18 protein-coding genes and 1 tRNA gene are annotated in these 24,271 nt (G+C 38.5%); 9 read left to right on the top strand and 10 right to left on the bottom strand.

Going from position 1 to position 24,271, the window contains the following annotated elements:
• Positions 1-328 precede the first annotated feature (328 nt).
• On the top strand, positions 329-3,133 hold the full coding sequence (gene treY, locus NMG86_RS03675) for a malto-oligosyltrehalose synthase (RefSeq protein WP_026797038.1): 2,805 nt from the start codon (positions 329-331) through the stop codon (positions 3,131-3,133).
• Positions 3,134-3,388: 255 nt separating this feature from the next.
• Here the strand turns inward: treY and NMG86_RS03670 are convergent, their stop codons facing one another.
• The 3 genes from NMG86_RS03670 to treS form a co-directional block, all read right to left on the bottom strand.
• Positions 3,389-3,598 (bottom strand): hypothetical protein, encoded by a 210-nt coding sequence (locus tag NMG86_RS03670; RefSeq protein WP_026788711.1) that lies wholly within the window; start codon positions 3,596-3,598, stop codon positions 3,389-3,391.
• Between the two features lie 4 nt (positions 3,599-3,602).
• Positions 3,603-3,887, bottom strand: coding sequence for a BrnT family toxin (locus tag NMG86_RS03665; RefSeq protein ID WP_026788710.1), 285 nt, complete (start codon positions 3,885-3,887; stop codon positions 3,603-3,605).
• Between the two features lie 114 nt (positions 3,888-4,001).
• On the bottom strand, positions 4,002-7,322 hold the full coding sequence (gene treS / locus NMG86_RS03660) for a maltose alpha-D-glucosyltransferase (protein WP_026788709.1): 3,321 nt from the start codon (positions 7,320-7,322) through the stop codon (positions 4,002-4,004).
• Positions 7,323-7,715: 393 nt separating this feature from the next.
• On the opposite strand from treS, the gene NMG86_RS03655 reads away from it, so the two are divergent.
• The 3 genes from NMG86_RS03655 to NMG86_RS03645 all read left to right on the top strand — a co-directional run bounded on the left by NMG86_RS03655 (position 7,716) and on the right by NMG86_RS03645 (position 12,900).
• Positions 7,716-8,678, top strand: a complete 963-nt coding sequence (locus NMG86_RS03655; protein ID WP_052338621.1) for a hypothetical protein — start codon at positions 7,716-7,718, stop codon at positions 8,676-8,678.
• Between the two features lie 11 nt (positions 8,679-8,689).
• Positions 8,690-9,235 carry a BON domain-containing protein gene (locus tag NMG86_RS03650; RefSeq protein WP_071782766.1) on the top strand — a complete coding sequence of 182 codons (546 nt, stop codon included), beginning with the start codon at positions 8,690-8,692 and terminating at the stop codon, positions 9,233-9,235.
• Between the two features lie 677 nt (positions 9,236-9,912).
• On the top strand, positions 9,913-12,900 hold the full coding sequence (locus NMG86_RS03645; RefSeq protein ID WP_081694439.1) for a PAS domain S-box protein: 2,988 nt from the start codon (positions 9,913-9,915) through the stop codon (positions 12,898-12,900).
• Positions 12,901-12,922: 22 nt separating this feature from the next.
• Here the strand turns inward: NMG86_RS03645 and NMG86_RS03640 are convergent, their stop codons facing one another.
• Both NMG86_RS03640 and NMG86_RS03635 read right to left on the bottom strand, forming a co-directional pair.
• The gene (locus tag NMG86_RS03640) at positions 12,923-13,954 is read right to left on the bottom strand and encodes a C39 family peptidase (RefSeq protein WP_026788708.1); all 1,032 of its coding nucleotides are present in this window, start codon (positions 13,952-13,954) and stop codon (positions 12,923-12,925) included.
• Positions 13,955-14,220: 266 nt separating this feature from the next.
• A complete protein-coding gene (locus NMG86_RS03635) occupies positions 14,221-15,075 on the bottom strand; it encodes an SGNH/GDSL hydrolase family protein (RefSeq protein WP_052338620.1) in 855 nt (284 codons plus the stop codon).
• A gap of 100 nt (positions 15,076-15,175) precedes the next feature.
• Between NMG86_RS03635 and NMG86_RS03630 the strand changes: the two genes are divergently transcribed.
• Positions 15,176-15,640 (top strand): DUF29 domain-containing protein, encoded by a 465-nt coding sequence (locus NMG86_RS03630; RefSeq protein ID WP_026797037.1) that lies wholly within the window; start codon positions 15,176-15,178, stop codon positions 15,638-15,640.
• Between the two features lie 129 nt (positions 15,641-15,769).
• Positions 15,770-17,134, top strand: coding sequence for a serine/threonine protein kinase (locus tag NMG86_RS03625; protein ID WP_026797036.1), 1,365 nt, complete (start codon positions 15,770-15,772; stop codon positions 17,132-17,134).
• A 28-nt stretch (positions 17,135-17,162) separates the two neighbouring features.
• On the opposite strand, the gene NMG86_RS03620 is transcribed toward NMG86_RS03625, so the two are convergent.
• Positions 17,163-17,254, bottom strand: a tRNA-Ser gene (locus NMG86_RS03620).
• A gap of 175 nt (positions 17,255-17,429) precedes the next feature.
• On the opposite strand from NMG86_RS03620, the gene NMG86_RS03615 reads away from it, so the two are divergent.
• Entirely contained in the window at positions 17,430-19,163 is a 1,734-nt protein-coding gene (locus tag NMG86_RS03615) for a pentapeptide repeat-containing protein (protein ID WP_026797035.1), read from the top strand.
• Between the two features lie 72 nt (positions 19,164-19,235).
• Here the strand turns inward: NMG86_RS03615 and NMG86_RS03610 are convergent, their stop codons facing one another.
• Positions 19,236-19,631 (bottom strand): allophanate hydrolase-related protein, encoded by a 396-nt coding sequence (locus NMG86_RS03610; protein ID WP_026797034.1) that lies wholly within the window; start codon positions 19,629-19,631, stop codon positions 19,236-19,238.
• A 286-nt stretch (positions 19,632-19,917) separates the two neighbouring features.
• Here NMG86_RS03610 and NMG86_RS03605 point away from each other — a divergent pair, with 286 nt between their 5' ends.
• Together NMG86_RS03605 and NMG86_RS03600 are read left to right on the top strand one after the other, a co-directional pair.
• On the top strand, positions 19,918-21,159 hold the full coding sequence (locus tag NMG86_RS03605; RefSeq protein WP_026788703.1) for a Zn-dependent hydrolase: 1,242 nt from the start codon (positions 19,918-19,920) through the stop codon (positions 21,157-21,159).
• A 147-nt stretch (positions 21,160-21,306) separates the two neighbouring features.
• Entirely contained in the window at positions 21,307-22,287 is a 981-nt protein-coding gene (locus tag NMG86_RS03600) for an aldo/keto reductase (protein ID WP_026797033.1), read from the top strand.
• Positions 22,288-22,418: 131 nt separating this feature from the next.
• Here NMG86_RS03600 and NMG86_RS03595 read toward each other — a convergent pair whose 3' ends face one another.
• The 3 genes from NMG86_RS03595 to NMG86_RS03585 all read right to left on the bottom strand — a co-directional run bounded on the left by NMG86_RS03595 (position 22,419) and on the right by NMG86_RS03585 (position 24,147).
• Positions 22,419-22,838 (bottom strand): putative toxin-antitoxin system toxin component, PIN family, encoded by a 420-nt coding sequence (locus NMG86_RS03595; protein WP_026797032.1) that lies wholly within the window; start codon positions 22,836-22,838, stop codon positions 22,419-22,421.
• Entirely contained in the window at positions 22,826-23,080 is a 255-nt protein-coding gene (locus tag NMG86_RS03590; protein ID WP_026788701.1) for a hypothetical protein, read from the bottom strand. The genes NMG86_RS03595 and NMG86_RS03590 overlap by 13 nt, the downstream gene beginning before the upstream one ends.
• A gap of 119 nt (positions 23,081-23,199) precedes the next feature.
• Positions 23,200-24,147 carry an SPL family radical SAM protein gene (locus tag NMG86_RS03585; RefSeq protein ID WP_040957289.1) on the bottom strand — a complete coding sequence of 316 codons (948 nt, stop codon included), beginning with the start codon at positions 24,145-24,147 and terminating at the stop codon, positions 23,200-23,202.
• Positions 24,148-24,271: the final 124 nt, after the last annotated feature.

Below are 24,271 nucleotides of genomic sequence, written 5' to 3'. Positions count from 1 at the left end.
GTCATAATTATTGATTTCGTTGTTGGGCTTTAGCCCTCTAGGGAGGGCTAAAGCCCAACAACAAACTTGTTACTTTATTTATGACTACCTACTTAATTCCTCGCATCATAGCTTGTATTGGTACTTGCCATAAATTTTCTAAACCCCAAATATATTGCAGATAACTAAAAAAGTTTAAGAGGTTAAAATCAAAGGGTTAAAAAATCCAATCATATTTGAAATTTACAAGCTAAAATAATATTTTCAATCTTTAGATAGATAACCAGAATGAAAAATCAGTGCTAACATCAAATTATCATCTGTAATTTAACTTTATCTCAAAATTATTATGAGGATTCCTGTAGCTACCTATCGAATTCAGTTTAATAGAGATTTTCCTTTTAATCATGCTAACGAGATTATTGATTACTTGTATGAATTAGGAATTTCTGACCTGTATGCGTCTCCCATTTTCAAAGCTAGAATTGGAAGCACTCATGGCTATGATATTGTTGATCAAAATCAATTAAACCCAGAACTGGGAAAACAGGAAGACTTTGATCAATTAATGGAAAAAATCAAAAATCAGGGAATGGGATGGTTACAGGATATTGTCCCTAATCACATGGCCTATGATAGCCAAAATAAATATTTAACGGATATCTTTGAATATGGTGCTGATTCGGATTATTTAGATTTTTTTGATATTGATTGGGAACATCCCCATGATGACCTTAGAGGTCGGGTTTTAGCCCCCTTATTAGGGGATTTTTATGGCAATTGTTTAGAAAATGGACAATTAACTATTTCTTACGAAGACGAGGTATTATATGTAAATTATTATAGCCTAAAATTCCCTTTAAAAATTGAATCCTACACTTATTTAGTCAGTCATCGCCTCAAAGAATTAGAAGGAAGGTTAGGAAGAAGACACCCGAATGTAATTAAACTGTTAGGAGTATTGTATGTTCTGAAAAATATTCCCAATGAAAAATCTATTCAAGATCGGCGATCACAAGCGTTATTTGCTAAAGGATTACTTTGGGAACTGTATCAAGAAAATACCGATATTAATAAATTTGTTGATGAAAATATTGAATATTTGAATGGAAAAACAGACGATCCAGAAAGTTTAAACGACTTAGATCAACTACTTTCTCAACAAATTTTCCGATTATCCTATTGGAAAGTGGGTGCGGAAGAATTAAACTATCGACGCTTTTTTACAGTCAACGAATTAATTAGTGTCAAAGTAGAAGATGAAAAAGTTTTTAATAAAACCCATGATCTAATTTTTAAATTAGTCAGGTCAGGGAAATTTACAGGACTCAGAATTGATCATATTGATGGACTTTATAACCCGCTACAATATTTACAATCCATCCGAGAAAAAGTCGGAAATGTTTATCTAACCGTCGAGAAAATTTTAGAGATTGAGGAAGAATTACCCAGCGCTTGGCCGATTGAAGGAACTTCCGGTTATGAATTTTTAATTTATGTTAATAGTTTGTTTTGTCAAGGCAAAAATGAAGATCGCTTTAGCCAAATTTATCGAGATGCCACGGGGTTAACTGCCTCATTTAAACAATTATTAATTGCTAAAAAACGCTTAATTGCCGATCGCAACTTAGCCGGAGATGCTGATAATTTAGCTGGATTACTCAAACGCATTGCTGGTCAATATCGTTATGGACGAGACTTAACTTTACATGGGTTACAAACTGCAATTTTAGAAGTATTAGTTCGCTTTCCCGTCTATCGAACCTATATTAATGAAGGACAAGTCAGCGAAGCAGATCGATATTATGTTCAGTTTGCGGTTCAAGAAGCCAAAGGAAAACATCCTGAACTGATTAACGAACTCAATTTAATTGAAAAGTTTTTATTACTAGAATATGACCCCTATTTAAGTAAGGAAAACAAAAAAATATGGCTACATTTTGTGATGAAATTTCAACAATTTTCCGGGCCATTAACTGCAAAAGGAGTGGAAGATACCCTATTTTATGTTTATAACCGTTTTGTTTCTTTAAATGAAGTCGGGGGCGCACCAAATCATTTTGGGATTAGTCCCGATACCCTGCATCAATTTAATAAAAAACGGGCAAAAAGTTTGCCTCACACAATGAATACCACCTCAACCCATGATACTAAACGCAGCGAAGATTTACGCGCCAGGTTAAACGTTATTTCTGAAATTCCTGATGAATGGGAAGCCCAAGTTAGAACTTGGATGGCATTAAATCGTGATCAGAAAACAGAAACCAATGGACGAATTATTCCTGATGGCAATGATGAATATTTCTTGTATCAAAATTTAATCGGTTCCTATCCCTTTGATGAAATCGAATATCCCGAATTTGTAGAACGGGTCAAACAGTTTGCGATTAAAGCTGTCCGAGAAGCGAAATTTCATACGGCTTGGTTACGTCCTGACTCGGTTTATGAGGAAGGTTATCTAGCTTTTATTGATAAAATTTTGAACCCTTCTGAGAACAATAAGTTTTTACAAGAGTTCAGAAAATTCAAACAAAAAATAGCCTTTTATGGGATATTTAATTCCCTATCCCAAACCTTAATTAAAATCACTAGCCCGGGTTTACCGGATTTTTACCAAGGAACAGAACTCTGGGATTTTAGTTTAGTTGACCCGGATAATCGTCGTCCCGTTGATTATCAAAAACGGATCGAGTTTATTCAGGAAATTAAAAGCCGTTCTCGAAAGGATATTTTATCTTTAATTGAGGAATTAAAACAGACCCCTAAAGATGGACGGATTAAATTATTTTTAATTACTCAAGGGTTAGCCATTCGTAAACAATATCTGGAAGTTTATCAACAGGGAACTTACATTCCCTTAGAGGTAACGGGAGACTATGGGGAACATATTTTAGCCTTTGGTCGCACCTATGGTCAGACGATTACAATTACTGTTGTTCCCAGATTTTTAACAAGTTTAGTTGAACCAAAACAGTTTCCTTTAGGGGACAATATTTGGCAAGATACAGCGATTAAATTACCGGAAGATTGGACAACTAATTGGAAAGAAATGATTACAAACCAAGGGATTAAAGGCAATCATTTCTTGAAAATAGGAGATATTTTAACGGTGTTTCCGGTGGCTTTATTGGCAACTTCATGTACAGATAATTAAGGGAACAGGGAACAGAAACCTCAGTGATTCTAGGATTAGCAACCGCAACCGCAATTATTTTAGCCTTTACGGTGGATTGGAATCAGCTTAAAATTCCCCTGTTTTCCCCAATAGTCACTCATCAGAAACCCGGTTTCTTTAACCCTGCGTGAGTCCTAATTTATTTAGACTTGGGATGATCTTGACACACTTTTAACTTTTGTTTTTCCTCTGGACGAGTAACAAAATAATCCTTTAACCAGTCGCACCCTGTCGCTAATTTAGAGATAATTGCCGCTTAGAAACAACACAATCTTGCAAATAAAGATTAATTAGTTCCTGGGAAGATATACCTTTTTCCTGAGCCATTGTTTCAAAATATTCAATCACATCAATTCCGAGAGAAATAGTGACCTGTTTTTTTAACTGTTTGGCAAAAGGATTAGGTCTTTTTTTCATTTTTGACAGATCGTATTCCGGTTCCATTGTTTTATCTCCTATATTCTTGACTTTCATTTTTAGTAGCTTTTCTGGCTGAGATAATTATAATGATAGAATCTTCTTCTCGAAAACAATGAACTACAATTAATATTCTCATTTTAGAGCTTATGCCCAGAAGTAAAAAACGTTCTTCTTCTTGGGAGTGATCCTCGTCCCAAAATTGAATAGCATAATCATCAAAGAAAACTGATTCAGCTTCTGCAAAAGTAATACCATGTTTTTGTTGATTAATTTTGTTTTTTTGCTCATCCCAGTGAAAGGTTATTTTATTCATTCTGCCAAAAGGTCATTCAATCTTTATCCTTAGTGATTAAACCATATCTAGTTTTCACCAACAGTTTCTAAGTAGAAACCCGGTTTCTTAGGCCCTGCGTAAGTCCTAAATATGTTAGTGAAGACTGGAAACTAATCGCTTGAGAGAAATATCTAATAATTCGGGACGATAATCTAAATGGTAGCCTAATTCCTGAATGGTTCTTTCTAACAAATAACAATCTAATAAGACATTAAGTTCCTGTTTTCCTTGGGGTAAAAAACGATCTTGGGAAGCTGTTTCTAAATAACTATTTAGGAAAGCAGCACTCACCCAACTTGACCATAATTGACCCCACTGTTCCATCAGGGCTAAATTCTCTGGGCGAATCATACCATTTTTTACTTCTTCCCGCAGGGCGAAACGAGTAGCAAAATCAAAAGACTGTAACATTCCCGCGACGTCTCGCAGGGGGGAACGTTTCATCCGTCTTTCACTGAGTGACCGATAGGATTCTCCCTCAAAATCAATGATAATAAAATCCTTTCCTGTATACAAGACATCGTACAAAGAATAGTTACCATGACATCGGGTTCTCAGGGCGGTAATTTTCAAATTTAATAGGCTTTGAAACCGACCCAAAATATAGTTTTGATTATTCAAAATATGTTGGGCTAGGGGTTGAAGTTCCGGGGTTAAAGTTTCCAGTTGTTTCCTGAATTTTAGCAAAACTTGTCCGGTTAAATTACGAGAATATTGATAAATTGAACGTTGATAAAAGGTAGAAAATGGTTCCGGGGCAAAGTCAGAATTACGGGGATTACTCGCTAGAACAATATGAAATTCTGCGGTGCGTTTTCCCAGAAGTTCTGCACTGGTTAAATAGGAACCAATCAAGAGTAAAACTTCTTCGGGAATCGGTTGTTGATAGAGGTCAAAGAAAGAACGGGGTGAAGACAAAATTTCTAAATCTTGACTCGGTTGTAAGACTACCCGATCAAAGTAATCTCGTAAACTATCTAAGGTATAATTCCAAGCATGAATCGCATCGGGAATATACCCCTGAAGAAACCCTAATGTGAGGGATTCTCCTCGGTGACGACGATATTCTAATCCACCCAGTAATGGCGTTGTATATCCTAACTGTTGTTTTTGTTCTAAAAATTTACGAACTTCTAACTCGGGATGGATGCCTTCTTCTACTCGACGGAATAGTTTAAACAGGAAGCGATCGCCATAAACTACAAAGGAATTATCATACTCCTCTTTTAATAAATGGGGGTCTAATTTTTGCTCTAAATTCTGTTGTTTTATGGCATCGGTTGTGGTGGCAATTAAATTACCAAATCGACCCGCATAACGATCAGAATTAATAATCATTTTTAAGGGTAAACTTAAAAAGTCAAGATTCTGCCCCACTTCTAATAAAATTCCGGTTTCTGTATTCTGTTGTACCGTTGCTAAAATCAATTGTGGTGTTTCTATTTTCAGGGTTTCTGCTAATTTCTCCTCCGCATAAGCTAAAGGAATTAGATAGGTTTCTGGGAATCCTTCTGTATATTCCACTTGCAATAAAATAATCACCGCTTGACTATCTTGATAGGGAATAGGAATGAATTCTGTAATCTTTACAGATTGGAGAATACGAGATTTAGAAAGAAACCAACGACAGCGATAGATATAGGCGGGTAAAATAGATTCTAAACGGGTTTTTAAGTTGGGTTGGGTAAGGATTTCTTGCCAATTATTTTGAACAATAAAATTGGTTAATTGGGCTTGAGGTCGAGGCAATAAAGCCACTTTCGGATCAAACTGGAGCATAAACCAGTAAAACCCATGGGGAGATAAACTAATAAAATAGGAAGAATCACTAATTTTAGGAAATTCTGTCCGGCCAAAAATTTCCACGGGAACCATGCCTTTAAAGGCGGATAAATCTAAATTCACCGATTGTACAAATCGCGATAAATTAGCTACAATTAATAGATGTTCTCCCTGATAGGTGCGGGTAAAAACCAGAACTTTACGGTTTTCTGAATGTAAGATTTCAAAGGTTCCCCGTCCAAAGGCTTGAAACCGTTTTCGCATGGCAATAATCCGTTTCATCCAAGATAAAAAGGAATTAGGATTACTACTTTGGGATTCTACGTTAACGGCTTTATAATCATATTCAGAATCAAAAATTAAGGGTAAATAGAGTTTTTGCGGATTCGCTCGACTAAACCCAGCATTGCGATCTGGAGTCCATTGCATCGGGGTTCTGACGCCGTTGCGATCGCCAATATAAATATTATCTCCCATGCCAATTTCATCCCCATAATAGAGTACGGGAGTTCCGGGTAAGGAGAGTAATAAACTATTCATTAATTCAATCTGACGGCGATCATTTCCCAATAGAGGCGCAAGGCGACGACGAATGCCTAAATTAATTCTAGCTTGGGGATCTTGAGCATAAACTTTATACATATAATCCCGATCTTCATCTGTTACCATTTCTAAGGTTAATTCATCATGATTCCTTAAAAATAATGCCCATTGACAATTATCAGGAATTGCGGGAGTTTGGTTTAAAATATCAATAATTGGAAAGCTATCTTCCATCCGTAAAGCCATAAATAATCGAGGCATTAAGGGGAAGTGAAAATTCAAGTGACATTCATTCCCATCGCCATAATAAGCCGCCGCATCCTCCGGCCATTGGTTGGCTTCGGCGAGGAAAATTCGGTTAGCATAGTTAGTATCTAAATAACTGCGTAATTGTTTTAATAGTTTATGGGTTTCGGGTAAGTTTTCACAGTTGGTTCCCTCCCGTTCAAAAATATAGGGAATGGCATCCAGTCGCATTCCATCGACTCCCATTTCCATCCAGAAATCTAAGACTTCTAAAATTGCAGTAATGACTTCTGGGTTCTCATAATTCAAGTCCGGTTGATGGGAATAAAACCGATGCCAATAATAGGATTTTGCCACACTATCCCAAGCCCAATTTGAGGTTTCAAAATCTTGGAAAATAATTCTGACTTCTGGATATTTTTCTGGGGTTTCACTCCAGACATAGAAATCCCGTTCTTTACTACCTTTGGGGGCTAATCTTGCCCGTTGAAACCAAGGATGTTGATCGGAAGTATGATTAATTACTAATTCGACAATCACCCTAATTCCGCGATCGTGGGCGGCATCTAAAAAGGCTTTAAAATCCTCTAAATTCCCATAAATTCCATTAACATTAATATAGTCGGCAATATCATAACCATCATCTCGCAAGGGGGAGGGAAAAAAGGGAAGAATCCAGAGAGCCGTTACTCCTAAATCCTGTAAATAATCTAATTTTTCCGTCAGTCCAATAAAGTCTCCAATACCATCCCCATTACTATCAGCAAAGGCGCGAACTGGAACTTCATAAATAATGGCATCTTTAAACCAGAGAGGATCGTTGGGGAGTTTATTGTGTTGCATTTTATTGAATTACCTAAGATTTTCGGTGTTTTGTTTGAATAGAGTTAATACACACTTACTTATTATAAAACAAATTATCAGGAAAATCACCATTCTTTAGACATAACTTAATAATCAGTCATCAGTCATCAGTGATAAAAACTTGTCTCTAAAGACAGAGGGCAAATATCTCTGATCTCGTTAACGTAGTGATTATGGAAGTTAAAATTCATAATTAAACACCTGTAAACCTCAGACCGTTTTGAGGAGATGGGGTCACTTAAAAAAAATTGTAGTGTTGATCTTTACGACAGAATGTGTCGTCTCGTTTTTAGCACTAAAACTTAATAAATTGAGTCGATCTTGTTGAAGCTACAAACACAAACAAATAAGATATTTTCAAGGAACAATATTATGGTCATCAGTCAGTCTAATTCTGTGGCGACTAAAAATCGGCGTGCCGTAGGTGTATTTCCGAACCGGAGTACGGCTGAAGAAGCCCTCCATGCCTTAAAAGACTCTGGTTTTCCGATGAATCAGATTTCTGTGATGACAAAAGATGCAATTCATGACGACAACATTGCTGGAGCCGATGTCAGTGATTCCGTTTCCGAGGGTCATGTTGCCAACCGAGTTGATAATAAAGCCGAAGAAGGGGCTGCTTTAGGTGTGACCACTGGGGGGGTTTTAGGTGGACTAACCGGGTTATTAGTCGGTTTAGGCAGTGTCGCCATCCCTGGAATTGGCCCGATTATGTTAGCGGGAGCCGCTGCTACAGCGATCGCAACTACCTTAGCCGGGACAGCGATTGGGGTTGCCACCGGAGGGTTATTAGGGGGATTAATTGGCTTGGGAATTCCCGAAGCAGATGCCAAAGTCTATAACGACTGCATCGGTCGCGGTGAATATTTGATGATTATTGATGGCAACGAGGCGGATATTACCCGCGCCCACAAAATTTTACAAACCCATAATATTCGGGAATACAGGGTTTATGATGCCCCCGGTCTTGCCTCCATGTCCCCGGAACACCTCAACCGAGATATTACCTTCCCTAATTCAGACCATTCCCTACATACCAACGGCAATAAACGGGCGATGGGTGTGTTCTCCAATCCACAGGACACCGAACAGGCGATTACGGATTTAAGAAGTACAGGTTTCCCCTTAACTCAGATTCGTTTAGTCTCTCATCAGCCAAAACAACAATGGTTTGCGGATATTGAAATGAGCGATCGCTTTGACGGTATGGGAGACGGTATTCCCACCGAACAGACCAAAATCTATTTTCCCTGTTTAAAAGCCATTAATTTCCGAATTTGGGAACAGCTTATGCTGTTTCTAATTCGGTGTTCCCTACTTTATATTTTTGTTTAGGAGTTATAATCATGAAAAAATTAACCGCTTTACTCATGGGTAGTTTCTTATTGCTGGGCACAGTAGCCTGCGGGAATGTTGCCAAAACTAGCACAGGCGCACCGAGTGGGTCAAACCAAACCGCAGAAACCCCAACGGTAGAAACCTCCCAAGCCGTTCAGAAAGATGCCAAAAACGAACTGCGAAGACGTCAGCTTAATGAAGATATTCGGGCGCGGGAACAACGGAATAATATCACCGGTGGTGATGCTATTCGAGCGTCGAGTGATTTAGAAAGTGAAGTTCGCTCTAAATTAGAAGCTAATTTACCCGCAAGTCAACTAACGGTTACAGCTAAAGATGGAGTTGTAACTGTAGCTGGAACAGTGCCAAACCAACCCCAATATGACCGGATTGATCCCTTAACAAAAGAAATTAAAGGGGTGACGGAGGTTGTAATTAATGTGGCGATCGCTCCAGCCCAACCTGGGAAAGAAACCCAATCTAAAACTGAAGATCAAAAGGTTAAACCCGTGACTAATAATAATTCGGAACAGCCCCCAACCAATCCCAATTAGGAAAAAAAATAATAGGATTAATGCAGAAATTCTATTAAACCGTCTACCCGCCTTGAATTTGTTTCAGGGCGGGTTTGACTTTTGATCAGGATTATGGTGATTTGTAACTCTTGAAGACAGTTTTGACACTCTCAGGTCTGAAGACACGCTCGATTCTGCGGACAGGATTAGTTTAATCTAATTCTCGCTACGATTGCCGCATATCGTCTACTGAGTTGATCGGACGAAAAACCCGATCTTCCCGATACTTTTACTTTTGAATCAAAACACTTTCAGAAGATATCACTAAGCCAAATTGCGGTACGCTCCATATCCTGCCTTTACTTGCTCCTTGCTTGTCATACTGCCGTTAGAATTAAATCTAACCGTTGTTTCAGGGGAGCCGGGATTTCTCCGATACTAGGATACTTCAACACGCAGATATTTATTGTTCTTACTCATGTGTTTTTGATTCTAGCACATTTTTTGATATTTCAATGGGAATAAATTCCCCTGTGTCGCGTTTCCTCTGGTGGTCTGAAGACACTGAGTTTCCACTCTCCCATCTTTTTCTTATGATGAAAGATAGCCAATCAAACCTAGGGGTAAATACGGTGTTATGCCTAAAATGTCTGTTTAAAGACTAGGGATTCAGAATAAAGCTATGATCCCTGATCTATTATCCTGACCCACCCACCATGAGATTCACTCCTTCTGCACCTTCGTTCCCCCCCAGTAAACCTAAAGTGCGCCTGCGAACTACCCTTGTTGTTACATTTGTCATTCAAATCGTTGCCGCCGTTAGCTTAGTAGGGTATCTTTCCTTTAAGAATGCTCAAAAAGCCGTCAATACCCTCGCTTCTCAACTGAGGAGCGAACTGAGCGCCAGGATTGAACAGGAACTCAAAAGCTATTTTGAAAACCCCTACAGACTTAACCAACTCAATAGTCGTGCATTTTTGCGCGGGGAACTCGATGTCAGGAATGTTGACAGCGCCCGTCCCCTATTAGATCAATTAAAAATATCCCCCCTGCTGTATTCGATTTATTGCGGTAACTCCCAAGGAGAATTTTTAGGGGCGGTGCGGATTTTAGAGAATAATACCTTGGGTTTGTGGACAGCTAACGCCGAAACCGGACAACATTTATATCTCTACAATGTTGATAGGGAGGGACGACCCACCACATTACACAAGGATAGTGGGGCTATTTATGACCCGCGACAACGCCCTTGGTATCAAAAAGCCCAAAAAACTGGGCGTCCGGTCTGGAGTGATATCTATTTAGCCTTCTCCACCGGGCTACCTACGGTTACGGCCAGCCAACCAATTTATAATCCCGATACAGACGAACTGCTGGGGGTTTGCGCCACGGATGTTTTGCTTCCCGATGATTTCCGCAAATTCCTATCAAGTTTAGCGATCGGAAAATCGGGTATTGCCTTTGTCAGCGATCGCACTGGTCAGTTACTTTCGAGTTCGACCGATGAAACCCTAACCGTCGGAGAAGGGAAGCAAGCCAAACTCCTCCCCGCAACCGATAGCCAAAATCCTTTAATTCGAGGTGCAACCCAACAACTGATCCATCAATATGGCAGTTTTGCCAGCTTAGATAAACCTGTACAAACAGAGTTTCTACTGAATAATCAACGGCAATTTATTCAAGTTTTACCCTTTAAAGATGGTCGGGGACTGGACTGGTTAATTGTGGTGGTGATTCCAGAACGGGATTTTATGGATGAAATTAATGCTAATAATCGCTTGACTATTATTTTATGTTTAGTGGCATTAGTGATCGCAATTTTAGCAGGAATTGCTACCTCCCGTTGGATTTCTCAACCAATTTTGAAATTAAGTCAAGCTTCAAAAGCGATTGCTCAAGGGGAGTTGGATCAACATATTGAAACTAAAGGGATTACAGAACTTGAAGTTTTAGCTAGTTCTTTCAATACCATGACCGAGCAACTGCAAGAATCCTTTGCCAAATTAGAAACAAAAAATGCTGATTTACAACAGGCAAAAGAGGCTTTATCCGCCGCCAAAGAACAGTTAGAAGCGGTATTAAATGCCGTACCTGGTTCCATTTCTTGGCTGAGTGCTGATGGAGTTTATATCGGTGTAAATCGTCATTTAGCAGATAATTTAAGTTTGAATATGCCAGAAATTATTGGTAAAAAGATTGGATTTTTTCAGCAGAATTCAGAATATGTTGAATTTATCCGTCAGTTTCTATCAAGTCCTGAACAATCAGCTTCTCAAATTTTGCCAATTATCCTAAATGATCAACGGCGTTACTATTTAATTGTGGTGCAGAAATACCAGCAAGGTTTGGCTTCTGTTGCGGTGGGAATTGATATTACTGAACGTCGGCAAGCGGAAGAAGCCCTGAGAATTGCAGAGGAAAATTATCGCAGTATTTATGAAAACGCTTTAGAAGGGATTTTTCAATATCATCCTGAACATTCTTATATTAATGTTAATCCGGCTATGGCTCGGATTTATGGTTATGATTCTCCCCAAGATTTGATGGATATTCTACATACTTCTAGTTATTCATTATATGTGCAATCTGAACGTCATCAGAAATTTATTAGTTTAATGGAGGAACAGGAAACGGTTTCTAACTTTGAATTTCAAATTTATCGGGCAGATCGACATAAAATTTGGATTTCTGCTAGTGCTAAACCCGTCTTTAATCCCAATGGTAATTTACTCTATTACCAAGGATTTATTGCCGATATTACGGAACGGAAAAAAGCTGAAGTTGAGCGTCAACAGTTTATTGAGGAACTGTTTGAAGTCAATAGTAATTTAGAAGTTGCCATGCAAACTCAGTTAGAATTAACGGAAGCCGCCACTCGTTTTGTCCCCCAACAATTTCTCTCTCTCCTGGGTTATAACAGTATCGCCGAGGTGAAATTAGGAGAGGGAGTACAACATGAAATGTCTATTTTATTTTCCGATATCCGCGACTTTACCAGCATTAGTGAAAAGATGACCCCGGAAGATAATTTTCAATTTATTAATTCCTACCTTTCCCGTATGGAACCTGCTATTACCCAACATCAAGGGTTTATTGATAAATATATTGGTGATGCAATTATGGCGTTATTTAATGGGGGTGCAGATGATGCGATTCAAGCGGGAATTACTATGTTAAAAGCACTGGCGGAATATAATCTGACCCGAAGCCGATCCGACCGACCTAAAGTGTCTATTGGTATTGGAATTAATACGGGATCTTTAATGTTGGGAACCGTGGGCGGAGAAAATCGGATGGATAGTACGGTGATTAGTGATGCGGTGAATTTAGCCTCTCGAATTGAAGGGTTAACCAAATATTTTGGTGTGCCTTTATTAATTTCTGAATATACGTTAAAGGCGTTACAAAATCCTAGTCTTTATGGCATTCGGTTAATGGGTCGGGTTAATGTTAAAGGCAAATCGGAAATGGTGTCTGTTTTTGAAGTATTTGATGCCGATTTACCTCAAATTAAAGACGGAAAATTAGCAACTAAAACTCTATTTGAAGAAGCGGTTTCTCTTTATAATATTGAAAATTATCAAGAAGCGATGAAGGCATTTGAAGATTGTTTTGCCTTAAATCCCATTGACCGAGCGGCACAATTTTATTTAGAAAGGATTCGTCAGCTTCCCCTCAATCCCCCATCTCAAGGGGGACTTTGAGGATAGCCCCAGAAACAAGAAATTAAGTCGAAATAAAATGTACCCAAAAATTCCCATCGGGCATACAAACTCGACGGATTAAATTGTAGGAATAGGGTAAATAAGCACCACTCAAATCCGTGCGATATCCCGAAGGAAACCATTCTCCATAGGGGTCATGTACCAGTAAGCCTTTTTCGTCATAACCCACCACGGGCATAACATGACCAAAGGCAGTAAAATAACCATGAAGTACCGCCGGTTTACCATCAGCTAACCAGTCTTGTAATTCCTCTAGGGTTGCCCGGTCTGAAAAGAAATCTTTGGCTCCATAATCTTTAACAATTTTGGCTAAATCATAGGGACTCCAGCGACTATAACCTTGTTGTAAGGCATATTCATAGAGTTCATCTTCAAATTGACCGCCACTGGTACGCCGAGGAATGCCTAAATATTGCAAACACATGGCGATGGAAGTAACATTACAAGACCCGGTGGGATTATAAAAGTTATCCAGTTGAGATTTATAGGGAAAATTAGCGAGTTTGATACTTTTAGGGCGGGGTTTAGGATAAACTAAATTCTTCCCTTGATAAATTTCGGCGTGTTGATCAAATACATACCAAATTGATTGTTCCCCAAATTCATTTCCCCGAAAAGCGACTCTAATATGACCGCGTAGGGGTTCATAGGCTATAAGTTTGAATTCTTGACCTGCTTTTATGCCTTTTTTCTCAGCTTCACTTAATTGGGAAGATGTCACGGGTCTCAGTTTTAAAATTGTTTCTTGGGTAATTTTAAGAACCGGAACATCGGTAGGAAGTTGTTCCCGTTTGGTTTCTATTAATTTTTTGGCAGTTCTCGCTCCTAAAAATCCGGGTTCTTCACATTCCATTAAGGTTTGAAACCGATGCAGGGCTGCGGTGGATTTCTGTCCAAAGCTGCCATCTGATGGGGGGTCAAGCAAGGTTAAATTAATTAAAATTACCTGAATTTGACGGGCTAAGTCCTGATCCGATGTGATCACCTTCACATCATAACGTTGTTCGGTTCCTAAAATGTCTTGTAATTTCATATTCAGTAATAGATGCTATAACTTTAGGGTCTGACAAAAATAAACAATAATCGCAATAACTGGATTCTGATGTTTGTAGTTTAACCTCTTAATGGGTGTGAAAATTTCAGACGTTATTGATTATCGCGTAAATTAGCATTATTGGATAGTCCCAAATTAAAATTAACAATTCTCAACTATTCCCAAAAAGGGGGAATTACTCATGCTGGGGATGATACCCTAACCCTGGTTATCAACACCGATAAGAATTGCTATGGAAGATTAAATTAATTACTGACTTTTAAACTTTGGATTTTGGGTTCAGGCACACCCCAACTTTTGAGAATATTATAGGCAATAATTTGATGTCCGGCAATATTCGGGTGAATCCCATCCCGAGTTAATAGATTTTGTCCCTGTCCCCCATAACGTTGATAGGTGATAATGACATGGCGAAAGGGAATATTTAAGTCAATAAATTGACAGCGATATTGCAGAGCAACGTCCCGCATTACGGCGATATATTCGGCAATTCGTTGATTTTCTCGACTACTGAGATCTTCATGAATAATAGTAGGTGATAATAATAAAACTGGAATTGCTTTTGAGGTTGCCGCCTGTACCATGGCGGTTAAATTTTGCTGATATTCTTGGGTTGTGGGAATATTTGGTCTTGCGGTCGTCGGAGTTTGAAAACTTTGTAAAACATCATTCACCCCAATATTAATCGTAATTAAATCGGGTTTTTTGTCTAAAACATCTTGTTTAAATCTTTCATTCAGTTGGGTTGAAGTATTCCCAGAAACACCTGAACTGATGATTTCAACAGGTTTATCAGGATATAGTAAATTCAAATAGCGTTGTAATAGCCAGACATAACCGCCATATTGTCCTCCACTTTGGGTAATACTATCTCCAACTACCACAATTCGATGTTTATTGCGTAGGGCTTCCGGTTGGGGGTCGATGGTGGGTTGAGGTTGAGGTTGAGGAGGTTGAGGTTGAGGGATGGAGGAGGGGGAAGTCGCTTTTTGGGGAGTTGCGGCTTGTATGCGTACCGATGCGGCCAGAGCATACCATCCTAAACCAGCGATTGTAAGGGTGAGAAGAAATTGGACTACAATTGAAGGAACCTGTTTCATCTTTGAGCAGTGTTATGGGAAGCTACAGCAAGGGTGATTTTGCTGTATTAAAATCCCACATATTTTAACTAGAAATGGAACCTTTTATTAGGAAAAAATCATGACCACTACTCCGAAAATCCTATCTAAGTTATATGAAATAGACTTTTTAGCCTGGACAGAACGGACTGTACAACTTATTCGTGGGAGACAATTTGGAGAAGTGGATTGGGAGGCTGTCATTGAGGAAATTGAAAGTTTGGGAAAATCAGATCGCCGGGAATTAAAAAGTCGTTTGGAGGTATTATTACACCATTTACTCAAATGGCAATATCAAGCTAATTTGCGTAGCGGTTCTTGGCAAAATACGATTGATGAACAACGAAATCGGATTGCTGATTTACTCGAAGAAAGTCCTAGTTTGAAGTCGCTTCCAAATGAAGTTTTAGCGGAGTGTTATCGGCGGGGGAAGAAAGCTGCTAGTAATGAAACAGGATTGCCATTGGATAGATTTCCAGTAGATTGTCCTTATCCTATTATCCAAGTTATTGACCCTGAATTTTTACCAGAAGTTATTGATTTTTAAGCCAAATATTTCCCAAGAAAACTTTAAATAATTTAGCCCGCTTACGTTGAAGGAACCTGTTTCATCATATTAGTCATTTATCAGTAATTAGTTATCAGTATAAAACAGGAATTACGCATAATATTAAATATGTTTAATCAACAACAAATCCTCCAAGACCGCTATCAACTCCAGCATCAATATGGACGTACCGCCGCCGGACGCCAAACTTGGTTAGCAATGGATCAAGAAACTCAAGAAGAGGTTATTATCAAGTTATTAGCGTTTAGCCCCCAAATGGCTTGGGAAGAATTAAAACTTTTTGAACGAGAAGCCCAGGTTTTACAAGCCTTAAATCACCCGCGTATTCCCCATTATCGAGATTATTTTTCTATAGATCAAAATTTAGGTGGGGGCTTACCTTGGTTTGGATTAGTGCAAGATTATATTCCCGGTTCATCCCTCCAAGACCTATTAGAAAAAGGGCACCGTTTTACTGAAGCCAAAGTTAAAAAAATAGCCAAAGATATCTTAAAAATATTAATTTATTTGCATGAATTAAGTCCTCCAGTTTTACATCGAGATATTAAACCAAGTAATTTAATTTTAGACAGTTCAGAACAGATTTATTTAGTGGATTTTGGTGCGGTACAAGCTCAAGCATCGGTGACGGGGGTGACTTTTACCGTTGTTGGAACCAGTGGTTATGCACCCTTAGAACAATTTTGGGGACGGGCGGTCGCTGCCTCGGATTTATATGCGTTAGGAGCCACATTAATTCATTTATTAACTAATACTTCTCCGGCGGATTTACCTCAACAGAATTCTCGAATTCAATTTGCAGATCTGGTTAGTTTAAATCGGAATTTTGTTTTATGGATTGAACAAATAACAGAAATTTCCTTAGAAAACCGATTGCCAACTGCCCGGGAAGCTTTAGAATTGTTAAAAGCCGGAAAAATTCGTCCTCGAATCAATCCTGATACTACCCCCCAAAGCGCTTTAATTCAAAAACTGAAGCAACCATTTTACAGTAGAATTTCCCTAGATAAAACTTCACAGCGTTTAAATATTTATCTCCCGCCCAAAGGGTTAGGAAAACTATTTAAAATGGAAATGGGGTGTTTGCATTTTTTGATGATTTATTTTGGTTTAGGTTTCTTATTATCGGTTTTTATACCAATATTTTTTAACAATCCCATGTTATTTTGGTTTTTGTTTTCACTCCTATTTGCTTCTGGCTTCCTTTGGATATTATTTTTAATTGATGAAAAAACCTGGGTTGAATTTGATCACCATGAATTTAGAATTATCCGAAAATCTAGGGGAATTCAATATCCTTTACAGTCGGGTTTTATAGGTAATATTATCGGTGTTTTTATGGAAAAAAAAGAATCTAAATATGAGGTGGTAATTCGCACTACTTCCCAAACCTATAGAATTGGCGAAGTATTTGTGGCCGAGGAATGCGCCTGGTTAACCCAAGAAATCCAAGATTGGCTTTATCCTCGGTAAAGAAACCGGGTTTCTCAATACTAAACAACGGAGAGGGAGGGATTCGAACCCTCGGTACGGAGTTACCTGCCGTACAACAGATTAGCAATCTGTCGCTTTCGACCGCTCAGCCACCTCTCCAAGCGTGACAATTAAATATACTAACAGATCATTTAGAGTCTGTCTAGGGGTAAATGAAAAATTTTAGGGTGATGACAATTTTGGGTCAGGATGGGAAGCCAATCCCCCTGATCACGGCCAGAAAAACAAGATAGACTGTTGATGAACCCTTTTCAGCCTTGTTCCAAGCTGTCCCATGAACAGACAAGAATTTTTAGATCGGTATCAAGCGGGAGAGCGCAATTTTACCTATATTGATTTAAGTGAGGTGAACCTAAGCGGTGTCAATTTGCAGGAGATTAACCTCACAGGCGCGAACCTCACAGGCGTTAACCTCAGTTGGGCGGTATTAAGCAAAACTCAATTAGTGGGAGTGTGTTTTCGTCGGGCTGATTTACACAGTACGGTATTAACCCAAAGTAATCTAAATCAAAGCAATTTAAGTGGTGCAAATCTGACAAAGGCGGACTTACGATTTGCTACTTTACAACAGGCGGATTTGAATTGGGCAGTTTTAATTGAAGCGGATTTAAGTAATGCGGATTTAACGGGCGCGAAATTGGATCAGATTAATTTAGAACAGGCAAAATTAAATAATGCTGTATTAATCGGTGCAGAATTAATGGAGGCAAATTTAACTCGGGCAAGTTTGGTGGCAGCGAATTTAACTCGGACAAATTTACGAGAATCTCAGTTAGCGGGGGCTAATTTAAAAGATGCCATTCTGATTGAAGCCAACTTAACGGAAGCAGACTTAAATGGTGCCACCTTAAGGTCTACGAATTTAACGGGGGCGGATATGCACCGAGTAGTATTAACGGGAGCAGATTTAACCGATGCGGTTCTTGATGGGGCGGATTTGAGTCGAGGAAATTTAACCGGAGCTTATTTATTAAAAACCAGTTTTAAAAAGGCTTATTTATTACGGGCAAATTTAGAGGAAGTTTATCTACTTTGGTCAAATTTAACCGAAGCGAATTTAAGGGGGGCAAACCTTCGCAGGGCGGATTTAAGCGGTGCTTATCTGGGAGATACGATTTTAAGCGAGGCGGATTTGCGAGATACTTTATTAATCGAAAGTCGTTTAATTAGAACGAATTTAGAGGGAGCTAAATTAACGGGATGTTGTATTTATAATTGGCAAAAATCAGAAGTTGAACTGAATAAAGTAGAGTGTGAATATGTTTATACTGATTTTGATTATACGAATAAAAAACCAAAAAATCGTTATCCCAGTGACCGAAATTTTTTACCTGGAGAATTAGCTCAAGATTCCCCAGAAGATAGCCAGTTAATTCCGGTAGAATTTACGGAATATCCGAATTGGGAAGCCTTGGTTTATACTTTAGTTAAAGTGGAACAGGAGAGTCATGAACTTGAGTTGAGCATTCAAGGATTTGAAACCCAACCGGATAGTTTTTTACTTTATGTTAGGGCAAATTATTTAGTCAATGCTAAACTTCTGAGTCAACATATTTTAAAGTCTTATCCCTCAATGAAGCAGAAACTTGTACAGAAAAGATCGGACATTTTGGGGTTATTAAATTTGGAGGTTCCTATTTTTAATGCGGCGGTAGATTTGGATGGAATTCCTGAAGCGGTGATCTCTCCTGCTATAATTGAAGGGAATAATCATCAAACTTTATATCAAGAAATTTCTCGTCAAATTCAAGGGATTTTGCGATCGCAGGAACCGGAAAAATTTGTGGTTAGTGTCCAAAGATTATTAGATTTCCTGGCTAAAAATGGTGTGGAACTTGAGGATTTACAACATCAAGTGATTATTCAAGGTATTGTGCAACGCGCCCAACAAGAACCCCTATTTAAAGAGAGTTTATTCCGTTGGGAACAGGTCGCTAGTCCAACGGAAAGAATTTCGTTGATGGGGGAATTAGTTAGATTTGCGATCGCTCTTTTATGGGAAGAATAAACTTGATTTTTTGATTTTAGCACAAAGACTAATCCGGTAAACTAACATTATAGAGGGCGACCCCTTACCGCATTAAATTGGATTTGATTTTTTATAAGCAGCCCAACCCCCGAAAGTAGAAATATCTGGCCATTGATAGTGTTCGATTAATTCCTTCGGATAGAGCATCGCAGTTAAGACTTCCCCATCTTCTAACTTGATGTCCCCTGGATACATATTCGGAGGTTCGTTAACCAGTAAATGTTCATACTGGGTGTGGGAGATTTCATACACTTCTCCGGGGATAGAAATTCCGTCTTCTCCAATTTCATAAATCGCCGGATGCCAACCATTGCCCGCCGCGTGTAAGCGATATAGGGGCATGGTTTTAGCGGATTTAAGCAATTTTGCTTCCCCTAAGTTTTTATGATCCGGTTGACCATGGAGGGCCGAACCACAAATAAAGATCCGTTTAGTTTTATCAGTCATAGAAGGAAATGGGTAATGGGTAATGGGTAATGGGTAATGGGTAATGGGTAATGGGTAATGGGGATTTATTAGTCAATTAATTAACTCTTAGACTGATAACTGATAACTGATAACTGATAACTGATTATGGCGCGATCGCTATAGAAATTTATAGTGGTTTTTGAGCTTGTAAAGTACATTTTATACAGTATTCTAGTACGGAAATCAAGAGAATGGTGGAAAGAATAAAAAATAGATGTTAAAAAAGATTAAATTTTGATTTATTGGTTTTCAGGAGAATCAAATTATGGATAAGATTACCCAAATTAGTATTAATAGCGATCGCCTACATCACCGAATCAACACTTTAGCCCAAATCGGTCAACAACCTTCGGGTAGTATTTGTCGCCTCGCCTTTTCCCCAGAGGATTTGGAGGGGCGTGCTACCGTCAAACAGTGGATGCTAGAGGCGGGAATGACCGTTAGCACCGATGTAGCCGGAAATCTCATCGGTCGCTATCAGGGCAAAAGTCCCACGGCTCCAGCTTTAGGGACAGGTTCCCATATCGACACCGTACCCACGGGCGGATGCTATGATGGAGCTTTGGGGGTATTAGCTGGCATAGAAGTAGTACACACATTAAAAAACCATAATCTACAACTCCATCATCCCCTAGAAGTGATAGTATTTGCCGACGAAGAAAGTACCATGATTGGTGCTCAGGCGATCGCAGGAACGGTGTTACTCGATGCTCCAGATCGTTATCAATCAAAGGCAGGAGAGTCGATTCAAGGATGTTTAGCACGGGTGGGAGGCAACTGGGATAACCTAGCAACAGCGCGACGGTCACGGGCAGATCTGGTGGCGTTTGTGGAACTGCACGTGGAACAGGGGGCCATATTAGAACAAAAGGGGGTTTCTATTGGAATTGTGCAGGGTGTGGTAGGAATGGAGCGCCTAAAAATTACGATTATTGGAAAAGCCAACCACGCCGGAACAACACCCATGGAAATGCGACAGGATGCGTTAATAGCGGCGGCAGAATTAATTTTAGCAGTGCGAGAAATAGCGTTAAAAATGCCTTCCCAACCCGTAGCAACCGTAGGATATCTTAATGTTTTACCCAATGCAGTTAATATTATCCCCGGACAGGTAGAACTTTCTGTAGATATGCGAGATTTATCTGATAATTGTTTACAGGAAATGTTGGCACAATTGCACAATAAGATAATATTGATCGCCCATTCAACTAATACCACAATTTCAACAACTCCCTTACTCAGTGTTAAACCAACCTTAGCGACTCCTGAAATTCAATATAGTATTGAATCTGTTTGTAAACAGTTAAACTTAAATTATGATTATCTTCCCAGTCGCGCCGGACATGATGCCTTAGAAATCGGCAGAATTACCAATATGGGAATGATTTTTGTCCCCTCTCAAGGAGGCTTTAGTCATTCCGAAGCCGAATATACATCCCCCGAACATTGTACCCAAGGAGCCAATGTATTATTACAAACTTTGTTATTATTAGATCAAAGCCATTAAACATCATCTGGGATGTGCATATTACTAACGGAAAAATCCGATTATCCCTTCGTGTCTTAGTGCCTTTGTGGTTCCTTACTATTTTTTTAAAATAATGATTTAATTGTCTTATAATATGAGCAGTTATTATCGTTATTAATCGTGATTATGAACAATCATCAACTCCTATCTTTACCTAAAATGGGATGCGGAACCTGGGCCTGGGGAAATCGCCTATTATGGGGTTATGATCCCAGTATGGATACACAGTTACAACAAGTATTTAATTTGTGTGTCAGTCAGGGTGTCACCTTATTTGATACGGGAGATTCCTACGGTACAGGGAAATTAAATGGACGCAGTGAATCGCTTTTAGGACAGTTTTCTCAAGAATATCAAGGAATAAATCAAGAGCAAATTTGTATCGCCACAAAATTAGCTCCTTATCCCTGGAGATTAACCCGCAAATCAATGATTAATGCCTCTGAAAATTCAGCTAAACGGTTAGGAAAAAATGTCGATTTAGTTCAAATGCACTGGTCTACAGCTAATTACGCTCCTTGGCAAGAAGGGAATTTATTAGCGGGTTTAGGAGATTTATATGAACAGGGATTAGTTAAAGGAATTGGCTTATCGAATTATGGGCCGAAACGGTTAAAAAAAGTTTATCAAAAATTTGCAGATCGGGGGATTCCGATTTCAACTTTACAGGTACAATATTCTTTATTATCGACCTATCCGGTAACGGAATTAGGGTTAAAACAGGTTTGTGATGAATTAGGAATTAAATTAATTGCCTATAGTCCGTTAGGGTTAGGATTATTAACCGGAAAATTCTCAGAAAATACCCCTTTACCAAAAGGCATTCGCGGGGGATTATTTAAAAAATTGTTACCCGGAATTCAACCGATTTTAGCCAGTCTGAAAGAAATTGCTGAATTTCGGTCTAAAACTTTAACCCAAGTTGCTTTAAATTGGTGTATTTGTAAAGGTACAATTCCGATTCCTGGGGCAAAAAACCTAGAGCAAGCTAAGGATAATTTAGGGGCGTTAGGGTGGTATTTGGACTCAGGAGAAGTTGCAGCGTTAGATAATGCTGTGATGCGTTCTAATCAACAAATGGTACAAAATATTTTCCAGACTTCTTAGTTTTTCTAAAATTTTTATTAATTAAATGACAATAATATTCTGTAAAAAAGAATGGAAACACATAGCATTATCGATCAAACCATCTCGTAGGGGGGTTCTGTAAGAATATTAAAATCCCACCCTTAACCTACCTAAACCCGCCCCTGACCCATTAAACTCAAAAAATTTGCTGCATTCACAATTTCAATTCCTTGATAATTTTGTAAAGGAAGTAAATGTTTTTTATCTCCAGTTACGATATAATTTGCATGACCAACAACCGCACATTCTAACACCATATTATCATCAGGATCAGTGATGATAACATTAAGAGTATTAGAAATTTTGACGACCTGTAAGAAACTCAATAAATCGGATAAAGTATCTGTAATTTGAGAATCTGTAAAATTGAGTTTTTGCTCTAACTTTTCCAGCAACTCATCCAATAATTCTTGACAAGTGATCGCCTTAATTTGACCCGTTCTAGCTAATTCCAAACATCGATAAGGACTACCTCGCCAACCCAGACCAGATAGCAATACATTCGTATCAAATACGACTATTGGATACATGGTCTATCCTCATGAATTAAATCATTAATAAAATCCTCGCGTTCTTCGTCAGATAAAGTATTCCAATTGATTCCTCTTTCATTACACAATCTCCGCAATTGACTTTCACCATAGTCTAAGCGTTCTTGACGTTTGGTTTCTGTTTCTTTCACAAGTTCTAGCAATATGATCCGTTTTTCTTTTAATGGCAATTGTTGGATTAGATCAATAATTTGTTCTGTTGTTATAGTTAAGGTTGGCATTATAATCATCCTCACAGATTAGAGAAAGATGGCGAATATCGTTAAAGTATAGCATTTTTATTATAACTTTATTTTTTTTATGTATAAAATACTCCTGACATAATTTTTATAGGCAAATATCAAACCCAGTTTTCAATTGTTGGACGATGTAACCAATCTATAACTTTTTGAGGATTATCGACATATTTTTTTAACTCTGGATCGGGCCATATATGAAGTTTATCTTTACAACCCACTATTTCGGCTGCCGTTTCAATATCTTCCCATTGCCTTAAAAAATCTTCTGACCAGGAACGTTTAGTCATGATAGAATTTGCCCAGTCTAAGCCTGCTGCAATCATTCGTTTTCCATTAGTTCCTCGCGCATTAATTGGTTCCCAAAAAATTACTTCTGGTTCTAAAGTCATGATTTTATCTAAATAATTTTTAAAGTTATCTAAAGTTAAAGTGGGCGGAGTGGGTGCCATCGCAATATAAAGGCGACATCCGGCTTTTTTGCCTTTTAATAAAGCTTCATAGCGTTTAGATGGAGGAGGGGCTTGGGGTTCAATTTGACGACTGAGTTCATCATCTAAATAGGGTAAACTCATACCAACTGTTACATTAGGATAATTGAAAAGATCTAGATCATTTACCCATAGAGGACTGCGAGTTAAAATTCTAATTCTCTTGTTCTTTTCCTGTAAAGTCTTAACTGTATCACGAGTAATTTTTGCTACCTGTTGATTTTGATAAGGGTCAGTCCCTGAACAAAGTAAAACAACACCCTTTCCTGATGGAGTTTCATTCCATTTTTTTTTGCCTTTTAAAACTTTTTTTAATTTCTCAGGAATCTCCTCACGAATAAATAGATATTTTCCCCAGTCCATTTGAGGATTATCCACACCTTTTTCTTTAAGTTGTGATTGTCGGGTACGAATAGCAGGTGTTGAGGGAACATAGCAAAACGTGCATCCATGCAAACAGCCAGATGCAATATTAATCACATAATCGCATAATCCCTTCTTGTTTAAATTGCTTTTTTGTAGGGGATTGACTATTTTCTCGTTTCCCTGGATAATAGACATAACAGTTTTCAACCAAAACAAAGATAATCAAAGTTAGTTTCTGATATCTATTAAAATATCCACTCTGTTACCTTATCATATTTTGATTTTATTTTCAACATTTTAATAAATTGCAAGCTAAAGG

Origin of the sequence: Planktothrix rubescens CCAP 1459/22, assembly GCA_904830895.1 — a bacterium.
GTDB classification, from domain to species: Bacteria; Cyanobacteriota; Cyanobacteriia; order Cyanobacteriales; family Microcoleaceae; genus Planktothrix; species Planktothrix agardhii.
Note: the sequence above shows the minus strand (reverse complement) of the source record. Positions and strands in the feature narration are given on the sequence as shown.